The 20,660-nt window shown below is 44.1% G+C and carries 21 protein-coding genes; 8 read left to right on the forward strand and 13 right to left on the reverse strand.

The features are described from left to right. Positions 1-3: 3 nt before the first annotated feature. From C1A47_RS15080 to tviB, 6 genes are read right to left on the reverse strand one after another with little or no spacing between them, the layout of a single operon-like run. Positions 4-1,041 (reverse strand): NAD-dependent epimerase/dehydratase family protein, encoded by a 1,038-nt coding sequence (locus C1A47_RS15080; RefSeq protein ID WP_111895845.1) that lies wholly within the window; start codon positions 1,039-1,041, stop codon positions 4-6. Further along, positions 1,038-2,183, reverse strand: coding sequence for a glycosyltransferase (locus tag C1A47_RS15085; protein ID WP_227539799.1), 1,146 nt, complete (start codon positions 2,181-2,183; stop codon positions 1,038-1,040). Before C1A47_RS15085 ends, C1A47_RS15080 begins: the two co-directional genes overlap by 4 nt. Continuing rightward, positions 2,156-3,238, reverse strand: a complete 1,083-nt coding sequence (locus C1A47_RS15090; RefSeq protein WP_111895847.1) for a glycosyltransferase family 4 protein — start codon at positions 3,236-3,238, stop codon at positions 2,156-2,158. The genes C1A47_RS15085 and C1A47_RS15090 overlap by 28 nt, the downstream gene beginning before the upstream one ends. Continuing rightward, the gene (locus C1A47_RS15095; protein ID WP_111895848.1) at positions 3,235-4,194 is read right to left on the reverse strand and encodes a glycosyltransferase family 2 protein; all 960 of its coding nucleotides are present in this window, start codon (positions 4,192-4,194) and stop codon (positions 3,235-3,237) included. The genes C1A47_RS15090 and C1A47_RS15095 overlap by 4 nt, the downstream gene beginning before the upstream one ends. A gap of 10 nt (positions 4,195-4,204) precedes the next feature. Continuing rightward, positions 4,205-5,473, reverse strand: a complete 1,269-nt coding sequence (locus tag C1A47_RS15100) for an oligosaccharide flippase family protein (RefSeq protein ID WP_111895849.1) — start codon at positions 5,471-5,473, stop codon at positions 4,205-4,207. A gap of 8 nt (positions 5,474-5,481) precedes the next feature. Continuing rightward, positions 5,482-6,759: a Vi polysaccharide biosynthesis UDP-N-acetylglucosamine C-6 dehydrogenase TviB gene (gene tviB / locus C1A47_RS15105; RefSeq protein ID WP_111895850.1), complete on the reverse strand. Its 1,278-nt coding sequence runs from the start codon at positions 6,757-6,759 to the stop codon at positions 5,482-5,484. A gap of 287 nt (positions 6,760-7,046) precedes the next feature. Between tviB and C1A47_RS15110 the strand changes: the two genes are divergently transcribed. Further along, positions 7,047-7,745: an FKBP-type peptidyl-prolyl cis-trans isomerase gene (locus tag C1A47_RS15110; RefSeq protein WP_111895851.1), complete on the forward strand. Its 699-nt coding sequence runs from the start codon at positions 7,047-7,049 to the stop codon at positions 7,743-7,745. A gap of 51 nt (positions 7,746-7,796) precedes the next feature. Continuing rightward, entirely contained in the window at positions 7,797-8,495 is a 699-nt protein-coding gene (locus C1A47_RS15115; RefSeq protein ID WP_111895852.1) for an FKBP-type peptidyl-prolyl cis-trans isomerase, read from the forward strand. A 40-nt stretch (positions 8,496-8,535) separates the two neighbouring features. Here C1A47_RS15115 and murJ read toward each other — a convergent pair whose 3' ends face one another. After that, entirely contained in the window at positions 8,536-10,083 is a 1,548-nt protein-coding gene (gene murJ, locus C1A47_RS15120) for a murein biosynthesis integral membrane protein MurJ (RefSeq protein ID WP_111895853.1), read from the reverse strand. A gap of 70 nt (positions 10,084-10,153) precedes the next feature. Next, the gene (gene ampD / locus C1A47_RS15125) at positions 10,154-10,729 is read right to left on the reverse strand and encodes a 1,6-anhydro-N-acetylmuramyl-L-alanine amidase AmpD (RefSeq protein ID WP_111895854.1); all 576 of its coding nucleotides are present in this window, start codon (positions 10,727-10,729) and stop codon (positions 10,154-10,156) included. Between the two features lie 155 nt (positions 10,730-10,884). Between ampD and C1A47_RS15130 the strand changes: the two genes are divergently transcribed. Beyond that, a complete protein-coding gene (locus C1A47_RS15130) occupies positions 10,885-11,262 on the forward strand; it encodes a diacylglycerol kinase (protein WP_111895855.1) in 378 nt (125 codons plus the stop codon). A 38-nt stretch (positions 11,263-11,300) separates the two neighbouring features. On the opposite strand, the gene rph is transcribed toward C1A47_RS15130, so the two are convergent. After that, positions 11,301-12,017 (reverse strand): ribonuclease PH, encoded by a 717-nt coding sequence (gene rph / locus C1A47_RS15135; protein ID WP_111895869.1) that lies wholly within the window; start codon positions 12,015-12,017, stop codon positions 11,301-11,303. A gap of 470 nt (positions 12,018-12,487) precedes the next feature. Here rph and C1A47_RS15140 point away from each other — a divergent pair, with 470 nt between their 5' ends. After that, positions 12,488-13,093 carry a TetR/AcrR family transcriptional regulator gene (locus tag C1A47_RS15140; RefSeq protein ID WP_111895856.1) on the forward strand — a complete coding sequence of 202 codons (606 nt, stop codon included), beginning with the start codon at positions 12,488-12,490 and terminating at the stop codon, positions 13,091-13,093. A 50-nt stretch (positions 13,094-13,143) separates the two neighbouring features. Here C1A47_RS15140 and C1A47_RS15145 read toward each other — a convergent pair whose 3' ends face one another. Next, complete coding sequence (locus C1A47_RS15145) at positions 13,144-13,761, reverse strand: thiol:disulfide interchange protein DsbA/DsbL (protein ID WP_111895857.1); 618 nt, start codon at positions 13,759-13,761, stop codon at positions 13,144-13,146. Between the two features lie 187 nt (positions 13,762-13,948). Between C1A47_RS15145 and ubiG the strand changes: the two genes are divergently transcribed. The 4 genes from ubiG (at position 13,949) to C1A47_RS15165 (ending at position 16,750) form a co-directional block, all read left to right on the forward strand. Beyond that, on the forward strand, positions 13,949-14,662 hold the full coding sequence (gene ubiG / locus C1A47_RS15150) for a bifunctional 2-polyprenyl-6-hydroxyphenol methylase/3-demethylubiquinol 3-O-methyltransferase UbiG (RefSeq protein ID WP_111895858.1): 714 nt from the start codon (positions 13,949-13,951) through the stop codon (positions 14,660-14,662). 3 nt (positions 14,663-14,665) lie between these two features. After that, positions 14,666-15,337 carry an HAD family hydrolase gene (locus C1A47_RS15155; RefSeq protein WP_111895859.1) on the forward strand — a complete coding sequence of 224 codons (672 nt, stop codon included), beginning with the start codon at positions 14,666-14,668 and terminating at the stop codon, positions 15,335-15,337. Between the two features lie 36 nt (positions 15,338-15,373). Next, positions 15,374-16,120 (forward strand): YciK family oxidoreductase, encoded by a 747-nt coding sequence (locus tag C1A47_RS15160; RefSeq protein ID WP_111895860.1) that lies wholly within the window; start codon positions 15,374-15,376, stop codon positions 16,118-16,120. A 237-nt stretch (positions 16,121-16,357) separates the two neighbouring features. After that, positions 16,358-16,750 (forward strand): RcnB family protein, encoded by a 393-nt coding sequence (locus C1A47_RS15165; protein WP_111895861.1) that lies wholly within the window; start codon positions 16,358-16,360, stop codon positions 16,748-16,750. A 26-nt stretch (positions 16,751-16,776) separates the two neighbouring features. Here C1A47_RS15165 and C1A47_RS15170 read toward each other — a convergent pair whose 3' ends face one another. Genes C1A47_RS15170 through ileS form a run of 3 tightly spaced genes read right to left on the reverse strand, consistent with a single transcriptional unit; the run spans position 16,777 to position 20,612 of the window. Beyond that, complete coding sequence (locus C1A47_RS15170; protein ID WP_111895862.1) at positions 16,777-17,259, reverse strand: FKBP-type peptidyl-prolyl cis-trans isomerase; 483 nt, start codon at positions 17,257-17,259, stop codon at positions 16,777-16,779. 1 nt (position 17,260) lies between these two features. After that, positions 17,261-17,785 carry a signal peptidase II gene (lspA, locus tag C1A47_RS15175; RefSeq protein WP_111895863.1) on the reverse strand — a complete coding sequence of 175 codons (525 nt, stop codon included), beginning with the start codon at positions 17,783-17,785 and terminating at the stop codon, positions 17,261-17,263. Next, positions 17,778-20,612, reverse strand: a complete 2,835-nt coding sequence (gene ileS / locus C1A47_RS15180; RefSeq protein ID WP_111895864.1) for an isoleucine--tRNA ligase — start codon at positions 20,610-20,612, stop codon at positions 17,778-17,780. The genes lspA and ileS overlap by 8 nt, the downstream gene beginning before the upstream one ends. Between the last annotated feature and the right edge of the window lie 48 nt (positions 20,613-20,660).

Consider the following 20,660-nt stretch of genomic DNA (forward strand, 5'->3'; position numbering starts at 1 on the left):
AGATTATTGTGCCGAACCCTGTAAATGCTGGACATACCACGGCATAGCTTGTTCAATGCCCTGTGCAATATTGAACTGCGGCTGATAACCCAACAATGTCTGAATTTTGGAAATATCGGCTTGTGAATGACGCACATCGCCTGCACGGAAATCGCGATATACAGCGGCTTGCGTATAGTTCACCGCATTTTTAGCTAAGGTTTCGGTCAGCATATTAAACAGTTGATTGAGATCAGTTCGCCCACCCACTGCGACATTGTAAATCTGGTTCAATGCAGCCGTATTTTCTGTTGTTGCAGCCAACAGATTAGCCTGCACGGCATTGGCAATATAGTTAAAGTCGCGACTGGTTGAACCATCGCCATTGATATAAACTGTATCGCCCTGAATCATGGCAGCCGTCCATTTTGGAATCACTGCGGCATAAGCACCGTCTGGGGTTTGGCGTTTCCCAAAAATATTGAAGTAACGCAGACCAATCGAGTTAAAGCCATAACAACGCTGAAACACGCTGGCATACAACTCATTGACATATTTGGTCACGGCATACGGCGACAACGGATTGCCAATAATATCTTCCTGTTTAGGCAAAGCAGGATGATCACCATAAGTTGAACTGCTTGCTGCATAAACAAAGTTTTTGACCTGAGTCTCTTTGGCTGCGACCAGCATATTTACAAAACCCGAAATATTCGATGCATTGGTGGCAATCGGGTTTTCAATCGAACGCGGCACTGAACCGAGCGCTGCCTGATGCAGCACATAATCCACACCTGAACACGCGGCTTGGCAGTCTTCAAGGTTGCAAATATCACCCTGAATAAACTTAAAATTCTGCCATTGTTTAGCCGATACGGTGGCTTGCACTTCATCGAGATTATGCTGAAAGCCCGTCGAAAAGTTATCTAAACCCACCACACGCTGACCCAGCAACAATAATTTTTCCAGCAAATTTGAACCAATAAATCCTGCAACGCCTGTAATTAACCACGTTTTAGGCTGCTGTTGTAGTTGTTCACAACATTGTTGATATTGGCTCATGATGCTGTTCTCTCAGTGCTGAGGTGATAAAGTGCCAACCATTGTTGCAACATGCTCTGCATCGAGTAATGTTGCTGAATGCGCTGACGGTGCTGCTGCCCCAATTGGGCTTTTTGTTCTGTCGACAATTGTAACGCTTGGACGAGTTTTTTGCTGAGCATTTCTGCATTTTGTGGTGGAACCAGCCAATCAGGCTCACCCAACACTTCTTTCACGCCACCACAATCGGTTGCGACCACCACCCGTTCACAACTCATGGCTTCCGCCACCACCAGACCAAATCCTTCCCAAGCCGAGGACAAGACAAACAGATCTGCGGTGGACAGGAGTTCAGCAACATCATGCCGTACCCCCAGAAAATGGATCTGATGGCTCAAGTCTAATTGCTGCACTTGCTGTTCCAACTCAGTCCGTTGCACGCCATCCCCTACGATCAAGAGCTGTGCTTTCGGCTGCGTGTTGAGTAGTAAGCGAAATGCCTGAATCAAGTTGGGATAATCTTTGGCTTGCATCAAACGCCCGACCGCCATCAACACAGGAATGTCATCTGAAAAACCAAATTGCGAACGAAGCTGCTGACGTTCGGTTGCAGAAAATTGAAATTTTTGCGTATCAATGCCGTTACTGACCGCAGTACTTTTTGCCGCGCTAAAGGCTTTTTGCGCCACAAAAAAATCGGTGGCTTCCTGACTGACATTGGTATTCAGATCACTTGAGCCATCGGTCAGGCGGTATAACCATTGTCGTACTTTACCGCCAATCGCTTTACTATGTGCGGTACAAATCAGATAAGGAATTTGTGCCGAGCGACGCAGCAAGCGGGCAAATAAAATCGCATGGAACATATGGGCATGTACCACATCGGGCTGAAACTGCTGCATCAGTTGAGCAAAGTGTCGGGCACTCTGTGAAAAATTCGCTATTGAATTGAGTCCCAGTGAGATCAGTTCAATCTCGGGATGTTGTGGTCGAACCTCAATCTCTCCACGCAGATAGGCAATTTTGACTTGGTGCCCTGCTTCAAAGAGTTGATCAGCCAGACTGGTCACGACTTTCTCTGCACCACCTAAACCCAAACCTGTAATCAGCAGCAAAATTTTCATATTGAACTCACTCAGGCTTGGGCAAACAGATCGAGCCATTGGGTCACGATCTGCTCGGTCGAATACTGTTGCACATATTGCTGATTCTGTTTAGCAATCTGTTGATAATGCGTCGTTTCTAGCGCCATCATCTGTGCCAATCCATCACTCAAAGCCTGCGCATTTTCAGGGGCAACCAACGAATTTGACGTATTGGCTAAAATTTCACGCGGCCCAATCGGACAGTCAAAAGCCACGATTGGCAAACCAAAACTCAGGGCTTCGAGCAGAACCATCCCAAAACCTTCAAAACGTGAACTTAAACAGTAAATCGATGCCTGTGCATAATACTGGGCAATCTCAGGTGTCGCTGCCACCCAGTCCACAGAATCTTGAATCCCCAACTGGAGTGCCTGTTGTTTGAGTACCTGTTCCTGCTCGCCACCACCCACAATCCGCAGTGTCCAGTCAGGATATTGAGCACGAAGTAATTGCCACGCTTCCAGTAACAGATCAAAACCCTTCTCAAGACGTAGCCGCCCAACGGCAAGCACGGTTTTATGGCTGAGGCTCGGTAACTGTGAAGCAATGCTAAATGGCGATGGATTGGCAATCGCTTGGATTTTTGCTGAAATTTTGGCAATGCCCTGCTGCCATAACTGGCGATCATGCTCGGTTAAAGTCACCACAGCATCGGCATGACGCGCAGCCCAAACCCGCCCGACACGGCGCAGACGTACACCCAAATCTACTTCAAAATTAAAGTGTTCCCAGCAAATATGCTGTACCTTCAAACCGAACAGCGCAGGCACCGTAAAAATACAGGAAATACTGTCCACTACCACCAGATGCTGAATCTGCTGCTGCTGGACAAAACGGCGGATTTTCCAGATTGTCCCCAGTAAATGGCTTTTCATCGACACAGGCTGTGGATAAAGTGCATGGTTTTCCACACGGGCATCCAAAGCAAAAAACGGACGTTCACCTTGCGACAGATTCAGAATACACACCTGCTGACCCTGTGCCGTCAAAGCATTCGCCACCAGTGTAGTAACGCGCTCTGTGCCACCTGACAGATTCAGATTGCCAATCAGAAAGCAGATTTTGCCGATCATTTTTTTAGACCCAAATGGCGCAATGTACGATCAAACAATAAAAATGCTACGCCATACTGGAAAAACAGACGATTACCACGGTTACGGATCATGGTTTCATTGAGTGGATGTTGACGCATTTTCTGTTTTAAATTTTTCCAACACTGTTGTGCTGCACTCACGCCATCGACATTCAAGACATCCATAATATAGGACTGGCTCACAGCGATCATGGTCGCCACCAGTTCAGGATGCTGCTCAATATGCGCTAGATAAAACAGCGGCACGCCACCCAAATCATCAATATTTTTACGGGATTTGGTCGCGGTAATGCCTTGCGGGTTGATGCGGTAATTGATCAACACTTCAGGGCTAAAATAGGCGGTTTTTGCTGCGAAAAATAACAACGGCGTGGTGTAAGCATCTTCATAGTTTTTACCGACTGGAAAGCGAATGTCTTTAAATAACTCGCGCTTATAGACCCGCAGCCATGCAAACCACGCCGAACGATTGGAGAGTTCCAGTAGGATATCTTGGTTCAAGGTTTGCAAACCCTGTTTCGACATAGAATGTAAAAACGGAATGATATTGCCCTGATCATCCACGCGCTGTACTGCAAACTGCACGATGTCAGCCCCCATTTCAATGCCTTTGAACACTTCAGCAAAATACTGCGGATTGAGATAATCATCCGAATCTAGAAATGCCACATACTCACCCTGAGCCTGCGTAATGCCTGTATTGCGTGCCCCACTCAAACCCTGATTTTTTTGTCTGATGATGCGAAATTGCTGCTGTACCGCTTCAGGCTGCTGTGCCAAAAACTGCTGCGCTTTGGCCACCGACTGGTCTGGACTGCCATCATCAACCACTATTACCTCAACATCGGGCACAGGCAACTGCTGGCAAATACTGGTCAGGCATTGTTCAATGTACTTTTCAACATTATAAACAGGGATGATCAAGCTCAGCTTCATCGGGGTATTCTCAGCGTTTGAAATAGGTGGATGGTTTAAAGATACGAATATGCGTATCTAAAATTAAACCCTGCTTATAAAAGTAATTAAAGAGCGTTAAAGACAAAATTTCTGTGGCGAGAATCGCAAAAATTGCCCCATACAAAGCAAAGTAATGAATCGCCAAAAATGTCACCACGACATTAAACACCACCAAAGTCATAGTTTTGTGATGTAAATAATCATAGGCATTGAACTTGATCAGATACTTTTCTGCCACGGTCGACATGCCTGAAAACAGCGTTACAAACACCGCAATAATCAGAATATCATTGACCTGTTGGTAGGCAGAGCCGTAGAGCCACTGAATAATCCAGTGCCCAAACAAGGCAAAAAACACCGCAGCCGAAGAAGCAATCACGATCACCATCAGGTTTAAGCGCGCCACCATATTTTGGCTGCGATCAAAATCTTTTTCCGCATAAATTTGGGTGAGAAATGAGGAAATAAAAGCATTGAGCACAAAATAAAAACTACTGCCCAACGTCATCGCGACCGAGTAAATCCCTAGATCATGTTGCGATTTCATTCCCAAAAACAGTTGTGAAGTCTTGGTAAAAATCGCAATCGACAATGTATACAGCACCAGTTTACGCCCGACTTTCAGCACATACCCACGATACTGCTGTAAACGCTCGGCAATCCGCTCTGGATTACTGAGTTTTTTACGTGCAAAAATCGCCCGACGCATCAAAAATGGAACGAGGGTGACCAACACGATCGGAATACTTAAATAACTGACAGGTAAATGAAATTCAGCAATACCATAACGCACAATCAGGCTGACCAAAATCGCGGTGACATTACAGATAGTATTAAAACGTGACTGCAAGGTGGCATTGAAATAAATGCTATAAGCCGTGTCATGCAGGGAAAAATATACCCCGATACACGCTGCGACCGAGAAAATAAAGGTCAGAGGATCAACCGTTAAATACAGATACAGCAGTACCAGACTGGCAAACACCGCAAAGAACAGATTCCGCAAAGTACGTGTGGCAAAAATAATATGCTCACCCGTTTTACGATTCTGACTGGTTTTTTGAAAAATCAGGTTGTCGGAGCCAAATAACGACACTGTTTGCACAATCGCAAAAATCGAGGTGGCAAAGGTCAGCTTACCAAAATTGGCAGGCCCAATATAACGCGCCACAAACGAGGTCACGAAGATCAATCCAAAAATGGACAACAGCTTTTCAGCCATCATCCACAGTGAATTGAGATAGACTTTTTTACTCATGAGGTCGCTTACAGACGAATGTCCACGCTGTCTTTGTTGAGTACATATTTCAAGTCATACAGGACAAAATTGGCTTTGCACAGCTTGGCAATATCATCACGGGTCAAGGCTTTAAACTGATGATGGGCAACGGCCAACACCACCGCATCGTAGTAATGGTTTTTTGGCTGTTCCGTCAGTTCCAAGCTATATTCATGCTGTACTTCGGCAGCATCCACCCAAGGATCATGCACATCGACCTGAATGTGGTATTCCTGCAATTCATGAATAATATCAATGATGCGGGTGTTACGAATGTCTGGACAGTTTTCTTTAAAGCTGAGACCCAACACCAAGACTTTCGCACCTTCGACCTGAATGCGCTTTTTCACCATGGTCTTAACCAGTTGCGTCACCACATACGCACCCATACCATCATTCAGACGGCGACCCGCCAGAATAATTTCAGGATGATAACCAATCGCCTGCGCTTTATGGGTCAAATAATATGGATCAACCCCGATACAGTGCCCCCCAACCAGACCTGGACGGAATGGTAAGAAGTTCCATTTGGTACCTGCAGCTTTGAGTACATCTTCAGTATCGATGCCCATTTTATTGAAAATCAGAGCCAACTCATTGATCAGGGCGATGTTGACATCACGCTGGGTATTTTCAATGACTTTGGCCGCTTCAGCGACTTTGATGCTTGGCGCTTTATGTGTACCCGCAGTAATAATCAGGTTATAAACTTCATCGACATAGTCTGCGATTTCTGGCGTAGACCCTGAGGTAATTTTTAGAATATTGGTGACGCGGTGTTCTTTGTCACCTGGGTTAATCCGTTCTGGGCTATAGCCTGCATAGAAATCTTGGTTAAAGGTTAAACCTGACACTTTTTCCAGTACAGGAATACAGACTTCTTCGCTCGCACCTGGATACACGGTTGACTCGTACACCACGACGTCGCCTTTTTTCAAGACACGGCCAATGCTCTCTGACGCCTTGACCAACGGGGTCAAATCGGGTTGTTTATACTGATCAATCGGGGTCGGTACGGTCACGATAAAGAAGTTACAGGTCTGTAAATCATCAATCTGTGTGGTATAGCTTAAATGGCTCGCCTGTTGTAATTCTTCTGGCGACGTTTCTAAAGTATGATCCTGACCGTTTCGAAGTTCATCAATCCGTTTTTGCTGAATATCGAACCCGACTGTTGCGACAGTTTTACCAAATTCGACAGCCAGTGGCAGTCCCACATAGCCTAAACCCACAATCGCGATTTTGAGTTGATCTCGTTGCAACATAGACAGTCCGATCCTAATCAATAAAGTAAAAGAGGATCATAATTGATGATCCTTACAGGCTGACTAATATAACAGAAATCACACTGATTTTTTGGGATAAAAAAGCAGGTTCACGCTTTATGACCAGTTGGCTTTATTTACAGATTTAGAACACGTTTTCAGCAAGATTGCTGGGTTACTTCACACAAAAAACATACCGTTTGTTTACAATCCATTATATGCTAACAGCCACTCATGCCTGCATGATCAGGCAAGCTATGTTAATCGAATAAAATTGGATCCCTCTTATGAGTAAAGCCTTACCCGTTGCTGTTGCAGTTATTTTAGGCGGCGCTGCACTTGTTCCTGTTTTCTATGCATCTCAACACCCTGCTCCAGCAAAATCACAACGCGCATCAGCAAGCACCTCTTCTGAGCCGAAAAAAATTCTAAGCTATATGCAAGGCTACCAAATGGGTGGTCAAGTCTCTCCTGAGATGGACATTGACGGATTTGCACAAGGCTTACGTGATGCACGTGAACACAAACCACATGCCTATAACGACCAGCAAGTCAAAGAAGCTGTTCTTAACTATCAAAAAGAATTACAAGGCAAACTCAACAGCTTGCAGGAAAAGAACAAAACTTTCTTGGCTGAAAATGCGAAGAAAGCAGGGGTAAAAACCACAGCCTCTGGTTTGCAATATGAAATCATCAAACAAGGTACAGGTAAGCAGGCCACTGCCAACTCGACGGTTAAAGTCAACTATGAAGGTAAACTGGTTGATGGCACAGTCTTTGACAGCAGCTATGCACGTGGCGAACCTGCTGAATTCCCACTAGCTGGTACTATTCCAGGCTGGATTGAAGGAATTCCACTGCTTAAGGAAGGCGGTAGCATCATGCTTTACGTTCCAGCAAATCTCGCTTATGGTGAACAAGGCAACCAAGCCATTCCACCAAACAGCGTATTGATCTTTAAAGTCGATTTACTGGCTGTTAAATAATGAGAAAAATGGAGAGTAATAACTCTCCATTCATATTTTAGGAAGACGATAATGAAAAAAATTCTGAGCGTCATATGTGCTTTATCTTGCTTATCCACGCCTGTTTGGGCGGCAACAACAAGTACAGTCAATGCAAATAGTTCACTAAGTACACAAGCAGGTTATAGTTTCGGTTACCTTTTGGGAAAAAGTAATGCAGAGGCCCTACAGGGCCTTGATCTGAATGCCTTTATTGAAGGGCTAAGAACAGCATCCAATAACCAGAATCCTGCTTTGTCTGAGCAGGAAATGGCGAATGCCCTAGCTCTATATAAAAAACAGGCTGAAGCCAAAGACTTGATTGCCCATCAACAGCAAGCTGAAATCAATGCCAAAGCAGGCGCTGCATTTCTTACCAACAATGCACGTCAGTCTGGCGTTGTCACCACTGCTTCAGGTTTACAATATCAAGTTTTGAAAGCTGGCGAAGGCAAAAGCCCCAACAAAAACAGCACGGTTGAAATCAACTATGAAGGTCGTTTGATTGATGGCACGGTGTTTGACAGCTCGATTGCCCGTGAGCAACCCGTTGATTTTCGTGTGAGTGAAGTGGTTTCAGGCTTGTCCGAAGGCTTACTCACCATGAAAGAAGGTGGTAAAACCCGTTTCTTCATTCCATCCAAACTCGGCTATGGTGAAATTGGCGCAGGCGATGCAATTGGGCCAAACAGCACGCTGATTTTTGATGTTGAACTGATTAAAGTGAAATAATTCCAATAAAAAACCCGACACTTGTCGGGTTTTTAAATACTTAATGCTCGGGACGTAAATGTCGAGGGCGGAAGCCTGAAAGCAACAATCCTACCGCATAAGCGACTGCACCAACCACACACAATCCGCTTAACTCTGCAATCTTCATCCATGTTGATGCATGGCTACTATAGAAATGTAAGCCGTATGCCAACGCTCCAATCATACACAGATTAGCAAAACCGTATTGCGCAAAAATCTTTTTCCAATGTGCACCGAAACGATAAACATTACGCTTGTGCAAGTAATAGTAGAGCATGCCTGCGTTGACAAAGGCAGAGCTTGAAGATGCAATTCCAAGTGCCATATGTTCAGCATTCCAGTGAATCATCTTGAAGAAACTGATCAGAATCACGTTTAAAATGGCATTGGCTGCCACTGCCATCAAACCGACGCGCACAGGCGTTTTGGTATCTTGCTGGGCATAAAAACCTGGGGCAAAAACCTTGATCAGCATAAAGGCCAACACGCCGCCACTCATACATTTCAAGGCCAATGCCGTCATATGAGTATCTTCAGCAGTAAACTCGCCACGTTGGAACAGGGTTTGAATAATCGGTGTCGACAACATAAATAGCGCAACACTGGCAGGCACCCCCACCATAATAATCACACGCGCTGCCCAGTCGATCATGCCACGGAAACGTTCTAGGTCTTGTTCTGCATGGCGTGCAGACAACGATGGTAAAATCACGGTCCCAATCGCAACCCCAATCAAGCCTAATGGCAACTCGGTCATCCGTTCAGCACTGTACAACCAAGACACTGAACCGCTTTGCATGAACGATGCCCAAATGGTATTCAGCAATAAGTTAATTTGTGTCACCGATACACCAAACAACGCTGGCAGCATCAGTTTGAGAATGCGCTCAACCCCTTCATGTTTAAAATCAATGCGAGGTGGAATCAGCAGTTTTTTACGCCATAACTCAGGAATCTGGATCGTAAGCTGAATAAAGCCTGCTGCCAAGACTGCCCAACCCAAAGACATAATTGGGGTTTGCAAATACGGCGTGAGCCACCACGCGCCAGCAATCATCACCATATTCAATAAAACAGGTGAAAATGCCGGGCTAAAAAACGCGCCATAGCTGTTTAAGATACTGCTGGCAAATGCCGTCAGTGACATAAACATCAAATACGGAATGGTCAAACGGAACATTTCAACCGCTTGGGCGAATTTGTCAGGGTCGTTATGGAAACCTGGGGCATAGATATACACCACCGCAGGGGCAATGATCATCGCCAACAAGGTAATTGATGACATCACCACCAATAAGCAGCCAAACACCCGACTAATCAGGATTTGGACTTCCGCATGGGCCCGCCCAGCTTTGTACTCGGTCAATACAGGAATAAACGCTTGTGAAAATGCACCTTCGGCAAACAGTCGCCTGAAAAAATTGGGAATGCGAAATGCAACAACAAAGACGTCGAATTCTTTGCCTGCACCAAACACGTTCAGCAAGACCATGTCACGCACCAGCCCCAAAATACGGGACAACATGGTCATAGCACTCACGATAAAGGTCGACCGCCAAAGCGCCATCGCTTACACCTAAGTCAAATTGGAAGTCGCTATTTTAAAGAAAAGCCCGAACAATTTCGTTATTAATTCTTCAATTTGTGTGATTTTCTTTGTGTAACAATTCACGAAAATCTGCCCAGTGGAAATGCTCACCTGGATCAGTTTTACGCTGTGGAGCAATATCGGAATGCCCTGCGATATGCTGCTGAATTTTAGGATAAGTCTGTTGTAAAGCTGAAACCACTTGGACAAGTGACTGATATTGCACCGCTTCAAAAGGCAAATCATCGCTACCTTCGAGTTCAATACCAATCGAGTAGTCATTACACTCAGGTACACCCAGATAGCTGGAACGCCCCGCATGCCATGCCCGATCATTAAAGTTAACGAACTGAATCACTTCCCCTGTTCTTAAAATCAGCAGATGGGCTGAAACCTGCATCCCCTCAATCGTTTGAAAATAGGGATGAGCATTCCAATCCAACTGGTTTTGGAAAAACTGCTGAATATAGCCACCACCAAATTGTGAAGGTGGCAAACTAATATTGTGAATCACCACCAACTGAATCTGGGTATTGGCAGGACGCTGATTGAAATTGGGAGAGGGTAATTGCTGCACACCTTGTAATACACCATCAATCACTGCAAATTTTGTCTGGTTTGACATCTTCATTCCCATTTCAAGTCACATCAGGACATTTTAACTGACTCAAGCCAGCCCTGATGTACTTTGCACGCTTGCTCTGAGTAGAAAAGTATTATTTTTTACTTTTGCAAAGAGGTTGATTAACATAATGACAGTTTCTTTATCTGTAGACTATCATGGATCAGTACTCGCCGCTGAAAGGCAAAACCGGGATCAAGCGCATCATTAATGCTGCAAGTTATTCAATCGCAGGATTTAAATCGGCCTTTCGTTATGAAGCAGCATTTCGCCAGATTGTCTTACTCAATGTTTTATTACTCCCGATTAATTTATGGCTTAATCTCAGCAAGCTTGAGCATATTGTGCTGATTCTAGTCGGCATGCTGGCGTTGATTGTTGAATTATTTAATTCAGCAATTGAAGCAGTGGTCGATCGTATTTCACTGGAACGCCATCCGCTCGCTAAAAATGCCAAAGATATGGGCAGTGCAGCACAGTTTGTCGCTTTAAGTATGATGGCGATTACGTGGGCAGGAATTTTGCTCTTTAAATAAAAAAAGACTCCTGATGGAGTCTTTTTTTATTCTTTTACTTACCAGCCTAGAGCTTCTTGCTGTTTCTTGATCAGCTCTTGAATCCCCTGCTCTGCCATTTCTAACATGGCATTCGATTGGCTACGGGTAAATGGCTTGTCTTCAGCAGTTCCTTGAATTTCGATGAATTCACCTGCTTGGGTCATTACCACATTCAAGTCAGTTTGACAGTTCGAGTCTTCTTCATAGCAAAGGTCAAGCAAGACTTCATCTTGGAAAATACCCACAGAAATCGCAGCCACCAAACCTTTGAGTGGATCTTGTTTAATTTTCTTTTGGGCAAGTAACACATTCATCGCATCGACCAATGCAACCGCTGCACCAGTAATGGATGCAGTACGTGTACCACCATCGGCTTGAATCACATCACAGTCAATCGTAATGGTGTTTTCACCGAGTTTTTTCAGGTCAACCATAGCACGTAAGCTACGGCCAATCAGGCGTTGAATTTCTTGGGTACGACCCGATTGCTTACCACGTGCCGCTTCACGGTCAGAACGTGTGTGTGTTGAACGTGGCAACATACCATATTCAGCAGTCACCCAACCTTGGCCTTGACCTTTCAAAAAGCGTGGCACACTGTTCTCGATACTTGCCGTACACAGTACTTTGGTATGACCAAACTCAACGAGAACCGAACCTTCAGCATAACGTGTATAGTTACGAGTAATTTTTACATCGCGCAATTGGTCTAATGTGCGTTGGTCAATACGCATAATTTTTCCTTCAGTTTTCAGCCAGAAATTTCGTGCGAAGTATAACAGACTCGCAGTGACATTTCGGAGAATGATCCCATCAATCTGTTTTCCACCCCCAATAAATAATTTCAATATATTGAATTTTATTATCTTTTTAATATTTAGTTTTTATTTTTTAAAGATGTAAATTTTATTATCCTGACCTATCAAGCCACCTGAATATCTGTTGTTTATTCAATGTTTAATTCATCCAAAATTGAGTAATAATCCTGTTTCAAAGACAGATTTAAACTCAGAATTTTCCATGCCATCGTTTCAGCACACTATTTTTTCATTTAGATTAATTGCTAGAATAAAAAAATATATAACTATATGATTTATATTTAATAATTTTAAATATTTAGCAAAAACACACATTATATTTGCACAAGAAACGCTATAATCGAGACAAAGTACATAAGATAAACGATCGCAGGGATGGACTTGCCATGTCAGTACGTGCTGAGCGTAAATTGCAGAGTCAGCAAACAATTCTAGAACAAGTATTAAAGCTAAACTATGCTGGTCATTGTTTTAATAGCATCAGTTTAAGACAACTCGCACAGGCCGTTGGCATGGTGCCGAGCGCTTTTTATCGTTTTTTCCCCAATAAAGAACAACTGGCCGTTGAACTGGTTGACCAAACCTCCTTAATGATCAAGAGCCACCTCAATCAGATTGCTGAACATGTACAGCCTAAAAATAAAGAGAGCCTAGAACAACTCTTAACTCTGTTTTGTAATCAGGTTCAGCAAAAGGCAGCTCACTGGCATTTCTTTATTGTCGAACGCTGGGGGGGTGATCCACCTTTGCGAGAAAAAATCAGTCAGGAACAGATTTTTTTAGTCGATGATTTGACCCAAATTTTAAGCAAAAAATACGGCGAACAACTGTCTCAACCCCAACAGTTACAAGCTTTGGCAGAACTGAATATTGAACTGCATTTTGCGTGGATTATTAAATGGCTGCATTGCCATGACGAAACCCAAAAAAATCAGCTTTTACAATGTTTTATTCAGCAGCTTAAATTTGTTCATTTGCCTTGCCACATATAAAAAAAGCGTATATCAATATACGCTTTTAAAGGTTCAACTCAGCTTATGACTTATTTGCTGTGGCGTTCTTTGTTAATCAGGAAATCAATCACTTTAGGAACTTTACCATCTTCACCTTGTACTAAATATTTGCCATCCACCACAACAGCAGGGACACCTGCTAACTGGTATTGAGCCGCTAACTGGTTAGACTGAGCTACTTTAGCACTCACAGCAAACGAGCTATAGGCTGCATTGAATTTAGCAACTGGCACGCCATATTTTGTGAAGAATTGGGCTGCCGATGCTTGGTCAAAAATCTGTTGGTTTTGTAAATGAATCGCATCAAACAAGGCCAAGTGAGTGCGTTTACGAATGCCTAATTGCTCTGAAGCATAATAAGTACGTGCACCTGATTCCCAAACTGGGTTCATCGCTGCTGGTGAACGAACAAAATTCACATCTTTTGGCAATTTTTTCAACCATGCCTGCATATGTGGTTCTAATCGAAAGCAGTGTGGGCAACCATACCAGAAGAATTCACGAACTTCGATTTTCCCGGGAACATCCACTTTGCCTGGATTTTTTAGAATCGTATAGTCTTTTCCAGCCACAAAGTTTTCTGCCATTGCATTCGCAGAGAATGCCATCACAGCTACAGCCAAGCCATTGATAATGAATTTTTTCATTGATTAAGTTTTCCTTGTATAAGCATTTTGACCCGCTTAGCTGCTAACTATAAAACATCTATGCAAAAAAAAACGTTTTGTTTGTGTCAACTTTTTTGCAGCTTTGATCACTTTTTCCTTAAGACACGCTACACTAACACTGAAAACAAATCTCTTAAAAATGAAGCACTGTACTGAGGTGAAGGTCATGTCACAGCTGAATGTTGATCCACAAGAAATTGCAAAATTCGAAGCTCTCGCAGCCAAATGGTGGGATCAGCATTCCGAATTCAAACCCCTGCATCAAATCAATCCTTTACGCTTAAACTGGATTGATGAGTTGTCGGGTGGCTTACGTGGCAAAAAAGTTCTCGATGTCGGCTGTGGTGGCGGTATTTTGGCAGAAAGTATGGCACGTCGTGGTGCAGCAGAAGTGCTGGGTGTTGATATGGGCGAAGCACCACTTGCTGTAGCTCGTTTACATGCTGAACAAGAACAGGTGACCAATATTCAATATCGCCAAGTGCCTGTTGAACAACTGGCAGAAGAACAGGCAGGACTATACGATGTCGTGACCTGTATGGAAATGCTGGAACATGTCCCAGACCCTGCCTCGATTATTCAAGCTTGTCAGAAATTGGTCAAGCCGAATGGCCATGTGTTTTTCTCCACCATTAACCGCAATCCTAAAGCGTATCTATTTGCGATTATTGGGGCTGAGTATCTACTGCGCATGCTGCCAAAAGGCACACATGATTATCATAAATTCATTCGCCCTTCTGAGCTGGCGACCGATATTGAAGCTGCGGGCTTAAAGCTCAAAGACATGACGGGGTTACATTACAATCCACTGACTAAACACTACTGGCTTGCGCCAAATGTTGATGTGAACTACATGGTGTATACACAGAATTTGGGCTAAAGCATGAAAGCAGTTCTCTTTGATCTCGATGGTACCCTGATCGATACCGCAGCAGATTTTATCCGTATCATTCAAGACATGTGCCGTGAACAACAGCGCCCTGTGGTCGATGCCGATACCATTCGTAGTCAGGTGTCTGAAGGCGCACGTGCCATGGTGAAACTGGTGTACCCCGAACTGGCAGTTGATGATGCCACTTTCTTGGTACATCGTCAGGATTTTCTCGATCGTTATGGTCAGCAGATTGTGGTGGAAACAGACCTGTTTGAAGGCATGTATCCCCTGCTCGGTATGCTTGAACAGCATCAAATTCCGTGGGGTATTGTCACCAACAAGCCACGTAATTTAAGTGAATCACTATTAGAAGCGCTTAATTTGCAACAGCGTTGTTCGGTTTTGGTCTGCCCTGACGATGTCACCCACGCCAAGCCACATCCTGAACCGATGTTTCTCGCAGCCAAACAATTGCAAATTGATCCTGAACAGATTATTTATGTAGGTGATCATCCTCGCGATATTGAAGCGGGTCGTAATGCTGACATGTATACCATTTTGGCTGCCTATGGGTATTTACCCGAACAGCATCGTAATGATTTACAGGCTTGGCAAGCAGACTGCATTATTGAAAATGTTGCACAGCTTCAAGATATCTTGCAACAGCACCTCGCAATTTAATACTTCCATAAACCAATGATAAACGGAGGTTTCATAATGAAATATTCAGAATACCAACCTCGTAATGACTTATTAAAAGACAAAATTATTTTAATTACTGGTGCAGGTGATGGCATCGGGCGAGCTGCAGCAATTAGTTATGCCCTACATGGTGCAACCGTGGTGCTACATGGCCGAACACTGAATAAGCTTGAAGTGATTTACGATGAAATTGAAAGCCTAGGTGCACCGCAACCTGCGATTTTACCTTTACAGCTTTCCAGTGCTTCTAGCCGTGAATATGAACATCTTGTCGATACACTTGAGCATCAATTTGGTCGCCTAGATGGGATCTTGCACAATGCGGGCATCTTGGGTGAACGGGTTCCATTGGCCGACTACCCTGTCGATGTCTGGGATGAAGTCATGGCTGTCAATTTACGTGCACCATTTTTTCTGACACAGGCCCTGTTGCCACTGCTGCAAAAATCAGAAAATGCCTCTGTCGTGTTCGCTTCCTCAGGTGTTGGACGTGAAGCTCGCGCATTTTGGGGTGCCTATTCTGTTTCAAAAATTGCGGTTGAAGCCATGAACAAGATTTTTGCCAGTGAAAATAGCTTTGCCAATATTCGCTACAATTGCATTAACCCTGGCGCAACACGCACCGCAATGCGTGCTAAAGCCTTCCCTCAGGAAGATCCACTGAGCCTACCAACGCCAGAAAGCCTGATGCCAGCCTATCTGTACCTCATGGGTGAAGACAGTATTGGCATGAATGGCCAGAGCATTAATGCTCAAGATTAATCATATCTTTAGGCTAATGGCATCAGTCATACTCTCTCCAAAAATCAGCAATTTAAAATTCAAGTGCTGATTTTTGGCGAATTCTTAAAATAAAATCTGTATAAGAAACTAATGTATAGGAAATTCTGCACGTTTTTTAAAACAATCATGCCATGATCTTCACAGTTTCTCTGCATTTTTTTTATACAGTAATACAGCCACACTTGGCATAACACGCAATACACTTGAGGATGCAACATGAAACAGAGTTTAACAGCGATAGCACTGTGCTTAACTGTTTGGCTAAGTACTCCTGTTGCTTTCGCAGGGCCACATGGTGGCGGTGGTTTTGGTGGTGGAAACGGTGGTGATCATTTTTTTGATCGTAATAACGATGGCTATAACGATGCCTATTCATTACAAGATCTGCAAGAACGCCGCCGTGCCCGTGAAGAACGCGGTTTTCAACGGCTCAAACAACTGAAATGGCAAACAGGCTATACCATGCCTCAACACTATCGCAGTGACCGCTACAAAGTCGATTATGGTCACTACAATCTGCCAAAACCTGCACGTGGACAACAGTGGTATAAAGTCAACAATGACTATTTGTTGATTAATGATGACAATACCATTATTCAAGTGCGTTAAAAAAAGCTCCCTAAGGAGCTTTTTTCTTACATGATTTTAATGCCTTGCTGCCCTGCTGGGGTCACTTTAAAAATCTCGACTTCAAAAGTGATGTTTTTTCCAGCAAGTGGATGGTTAAAATCAATTTCGGTAATATCTTCATTGACCGATTTCACCACACCGAACAAACTCGCTTTGGCTTTGTCCTCAAATTCAATCATGTGCCCAACGACTGGACGCTGTTCAAATTTAACTGTATCAAAACGCTGAACATTTTCAGGGTTCCAAGGGCCAAAAGCATCTTCAGGTGGCAAATGCACAGTACGGCGATCGCCTGCACGTAAACCAAACAATGCCTTTTCAAAGCCTGGTAACAAGTTACCATCGCCAATCACCAAGCTCACAGGCTCTTCACGGCTACGGGTATTGTCAATTTCTACGCCATTTTCAATGGTTACTGAAAAGTGCAAATCGACTTTTGAACCTTCGTTAACGCGCGTTTCTTCATTGGGATTAATAATTTCAACCATCTTAACTTTTTACACCTGCTTTACGCTGCTTTTCCAAAAAGAACGTGTCGATCAGCAACAAAATCGTTCCCAAGGTAATCGCACTATCGGCTATGTTAAACGCAGGGAAGTTGTGATTTTGATAATATACATGGATAAAATCTACAACATAACCCAGAGTTACCCGATCAATTAAGTTACCGAGCGCACCACCTAAAATCAGGGCAATCGCGGCGGGTAAAACCTTCATGGATTTCGGCATTCTCATCAGCCAAAATACAAAAATCAAAGACACGAGCCCAGCAAGTCCCATAAACAAATAACGTTGCCAGCCACCTGCATCGGACAAGAAGCTAAAGGCTGCGCCATAGTTATGTAGCAATGTCCAGTTTAAAAATGGCATTACATGGACAGGTTGCGCATAGACTAGATCGGTGCTGGCAATGTGTTTTGTCCATCGATCCAGCCCAATGGCGAGGGCAGACAACCCAAGCCACAGGATATTATGCGCGTGAAATACTAAACCCTTGTTTTGAGGATTAGGCATACTTTCTCTCTTCGCCAGAACCGGCAACATTCACAATACAACGAGAACATAAACCAGGATGCGCTGCATGTGTATTGACATCTGGTAAAACATGCCAGCAACGTGCACATTTCTCACCTTCCGCAGCAGACACCTGAACACGTAATCCGTCTAGCTCAGTTGCTTCGCCTTGTTCTGCAAATTCATGCACTGCCACTTGTGAAGTAATCAATACAAAACGCAGTTCATCACCCAGTTTGTTAAGGACTGCTGCAAGTTCAGGTTGCGCCCAAAGCTCTACTTTCGCTGACAAATTACTGCCGATGAGTTTAGCGTTACGCGCCACTTCAATCTGTTTATTTACTGCTGATTTTACTTGAATTAATGTTTGCCAATCTGCTTCTGAAAGTAAATTTGCTGTCACCGTTGGAATGCTATACCACTCCGTCGTAAACACATACTGTTCAGATTGCTCTGGAATCAACGGCCATGCTTCTTGTGCCGTAAAGCTCAAGATTGGGCTCATCCAGCGAACAAAGGCTTGTACCAAGTGATACAACGCAGTTTGTGCTGAATGACGTGCTTGCGAATTGGCATTGGTGGTGTACTGACGGTCTTTAATGATGTCGAGGTAGAAACCACCCAAGTCATTGATACAGAAGTTAGTCAATGCACTGCACACCACGTGGAAGTTCATTTCGTCATAAGCTTGAGTAATGACTTTTTGAACTTCGTTAGCACGTTGCAAGATGTATTGATCAAGTGCAATCAACTCTTCAACAGGCAACAAGTCTGTGCTTGGTTTGAAACCGTTTAAGTTCGCCAACAAGAAACGTAAGGTGTTACGAATACGGCGGTAGCTGTCGCTGACACGGCTAAAGATTTCTTTAGATGCTGCAATTTCATAACGGTAATCGCTCGATGCGACATATAAACGTAGACCATCTGCACCCAACTGCTTGATGATTTCTTCAAGCGGAATGTAGTTGCCTAAAGACTTAGACAATTTACGACCTTTCTCATCGACCGTGAAACCATGCGTCAACAACGCTTTATATGGTGCGCGGTTGTGGATCGCCATAGAGGTCAACAATGAAGACTGGAACCAACCACGGTGTTGGTCTGAACCTTCTAAGTACAAGTCCGCAGGGCTTTCCAACTCATCACGTTGCTCAAGTACCGCATAGTGGGTTGTACCCGAGTCAAACCAGACGTCTAAAGTGTCACGTACAGGATTGTATTGTTCAGCTTCATCACCCAAGAAGTCTTGAGCACCACGGTTAAACCATGCATCAATGCCTTCTTGTTCAATCAGTTTCGCTACATCTTCAATCAGTTCAGGCGTACGCGGATGCAACTCGTTGGTGTCTTTATGCACAAAGAACGGGATTGGCACGCCCCAAGTACGTTGACGTGAAATACACCAGTCTGGACGACCATCGATCATCGATTGAATACGGTTTTGACCCCAGTTCGGTACAAACTGAATGTCATTTTCAATCGCCTTCAATGCACCGTCACGTAGACCTTGTTGATCCATGCTGATGAACCATTGTGGTGTTGCACGGAAAATGATTGGTGTTTTGTGGCGCCAGCAGTGCGGGTAGCTGTGCTTAATCGGGTTATGTGCCCAAAGACGACCTGTTTCGCCTAATGCTGCAATAATTTTTGGATTGGCTTTATAGATGTGCTCGCCTGCAAAGATCGGGGCAGTTGGTAAATACACCCCATTTCCACCCACAGGATTGTCCACTTTCAAGTTGTAGATCAAACCTACTTTATAGTCGTCTACACCATGACCTGGTGCCGTATGCACTGCACCTGTACCGCTATCAGCAGTCACATGCTCACCCAAAATGACAGGCACTTGGCGCTCTGCGATCAGTGGATGTTGCAGTTGTAGATTTTCCAGTTTCTCGCCAACAAAGTCAGCAAGCACCACAGGATTTTCTAACTTGTAACGCTCGCATGCAGACTCAACCAAGCTTTTTGCCAAGACAAGGTTTTGTGTGCCACGATCGGTTTGTACTTGAACCAATTGGTATTCAATTTCAGCATGCAGTGCCACTGCTTGGTTGGCAGGCAAAGTCCAAGGCGTCGTCGTCCAGATCACCAAATCGGTTGGATCTTGAACGTCTACACCTAAACGCGCTGACAAATCTGCAAGATCAACCACAGAGAAACCAACATCAATCGCGTCAGATTTTTTATCTTCATATTCAACTTCAGCTTCTGCCAATGCTGAACCACAGTCCAAACACCAGTTCACTGGTTTTAAACCGGGCTGAATGTGACCATTTTTCTGGATTGCACCCAAAGCACGTACGATATCGGCTTCTTGCTTGAAGTTCATGGTCAAATACGGATTGTCCCAATCACCCAAAATGCCCAGACGTTTGAAGTCATTACGCTGAATATCAATTTGTTCTAGCGCATATTCACGGCAGTGCTTACGGAAAGTTGCAGCATCGACTTTCTCGCCGACTTTACCGACTTTCTCTTCAACTTTCAGTTCAATTGGTAAACCGTGGCAGTCCCAACCGGGTACATATGGTGCATCGAAACCATCTAAAGTGCGGCTTTTGACAATAATATCTTTAAGAACTTTGTTCACCACATGCCCAAGGTGAATCTGACCATTGGCATACGGAGGGCCATCGTGAAGCACATATTTTTTCTTGCCAATACGCGAAGCACGAATCTGCTGATAAATGTTGTCGGCGTACCACTCTTCTAACCATTTTTGTTCGCGTACTGCCAAATTTGCTTTCATTGCAAATTCAGTACCTGGCAGATTCAATGTGGCTTTATAATCCACTACATTTTCAGGTGTTTGCTTATCGCTCATGCAAGTTGCTTCCAGTTCTGTCTGCGCTCACGCCGACACGTTGTAACA

The sequence above is a fragment of the Acinetobacter sp. MB5 genome, assembly GCF_003261585.1.
Taxonomy (GTDB): Bacteria; Pseudomonadota; Gammaproteobacteria; order Pseudomonadales; family Moraxellaceae; genus Acinetobacter.

What these genes read in the sequence shown, in the direction of transcription:
- C1A47_RS15080 (WP_111895845.1), bottom strand. Translation starts at nt 1,041, where the DNA reads ATGAGCCAATATCAACAATGTTGTGAACAACTACAACAGCAGCCTAAA.
- C1A47_RS15085 (WP_227539799.1), bottom strand. Translation starts at nt 2,183, where the DNA reads ATGGCTCGATCTGTTTGCCCAAGCCTGAGTGAGTTCAATATGAAAATT.
- C1A47_RS15090 (WP_111895847.1), bottom strand. Translation starts at nt 3,238, where the DNA reads ATGATCGGCAAAATCTGCTTTCTGATTGGCAATCTGAATCTGTCAGGT.
- C1A47_RS15095 (WP_111895848.1), bottom strand. Translation starts at nt 4,194, where the DNA reads ATGAAGCTGAGCTTGATCATCCCTGTTTATAATGTTGAAAAGTACATT.
- C1A47_RS15100 (WP_111895849.1), bottom strand. Translation starts at nt 5,473, where the DNA reads ATGAGTAAAAAAGTCTATCTCAATTCACTGTGGATGATGGCTGAAAAG.
- tviB (WP_111895850.1), bottom strand. Translation starts at nt 6,759, where the DNA reads ATGTTGCAACGAGATCAACTCAAAATCGCGATTGTGGGTTTAGGCTAT.
- C1A47_RS15110 (WP_111895851.1), top strand. Translation starts at nt 7,047, where the DNA reads ATGAGTAAAGCCTTACCCGTTGCTGTTGCAGTTATTTTAGGCGGCGCT.
- C1A47_RS15115 (WP_111895852.1), top strand. Translation starts at nt 7,797, where the DNA reads ATGAAAAAAATTCTGAGCGTCATATGTGCTTTATCTTGCTTATCCACG.
- murJ (WP_111895853.1), bottom strand. Translation starts at nt 10,083, where the DNA reads ATGGCGCTTTGGCGGTCGACCTTTATCGTGAGTGCTATGACCATGTTG.
- ampD (WP_111895854.1), bottom strand. Translation starts at nt 10,729, where the DNA reads ATGTCAAACCAGACAAAATTTGCAGTGATTGATGGTGTATTACAAGGT.
- C1A47_RS15130 (WP_111895855.1), top strand. Translation starts at nt 10,885, where the DNA reads ATGGATCAGTACTCGCCGCTGAAAGGCAAAACCGGGATCAAGCGCATC.
- rph (WP_111895869.1), bottom strand. Translation starts at nt 12,017, where the DNA reads ATGCGTATTGACCAACGCACATTAGACCAATTGCGCGATGTAAAAATT.
- C1A47_RS15140 (WP_111895856.1), top strand. Translation starts at nt 12,488, where the DNA reads ATGTCAGTACGTGCTGAGCGTAAATTGCAGAGTCAGCAAACAATTCTA.
- C1A47_RS15145 (WP_111895857.1), bottom strand. Translation starts at nt 13,761, where the DNA reads ATGAAAAAATTCATTATCAATGGCTTGGCTGTAGCTGTGATGGCATTC.
- ubiG (WP_111895858.1), top strand. Translation starts at nt 13,949, where the DNA reads ATGTCACAGCTGAATGTTGATCCACAAGAAATTGCAAAATTCGAAGCT.
- C1A47_RS15155 (WP_111895859.1), top strand. Translation starts at nt 14,666, where the DNA reads ATGAAAGCAGTTCTCTTTGATCTCGATGGTACCCTGATCGATACCGCA.
- C1A47_RS15160 (WP_111895860.1), top strand. Translation starts at nt 15,374, where the DNA reads ATGAAATATTCAGAATACCAACCTCGTAATGACTTATTAAAAGACAAA.
- C1A47_RS15165 (WP_111895861.1), top strand. Translation starts at nt 16,358, where the DNA reads ATGAAACAGAGTTTAACAGCGATAGCACTGTGCTTAACTGTTTGGCTA.
- C1A47_RS15170 (WP_111895862.1), bottom strand. Translation starts at nt 17,259, where the DNA reads ATGGTTGAAATTATTAATCCCAATGAAGAAACGCGCGTTAACGAAGGT.
- lspA (WP_111895863.1), bottom strand. Translation starts at nt 17,785, where the DNA reads ATGCCTAATCCTCAAAACAAGGGTTTAGTATTTCACGCGCATAATATC.
- ileS (WP_111895864.1), bottom strand. Translation starts at nt 20,612, where the DNA reads ATGAGCGATAAGCAAACACCTGAAAATGTAGTGGATTATAAAGCCACA.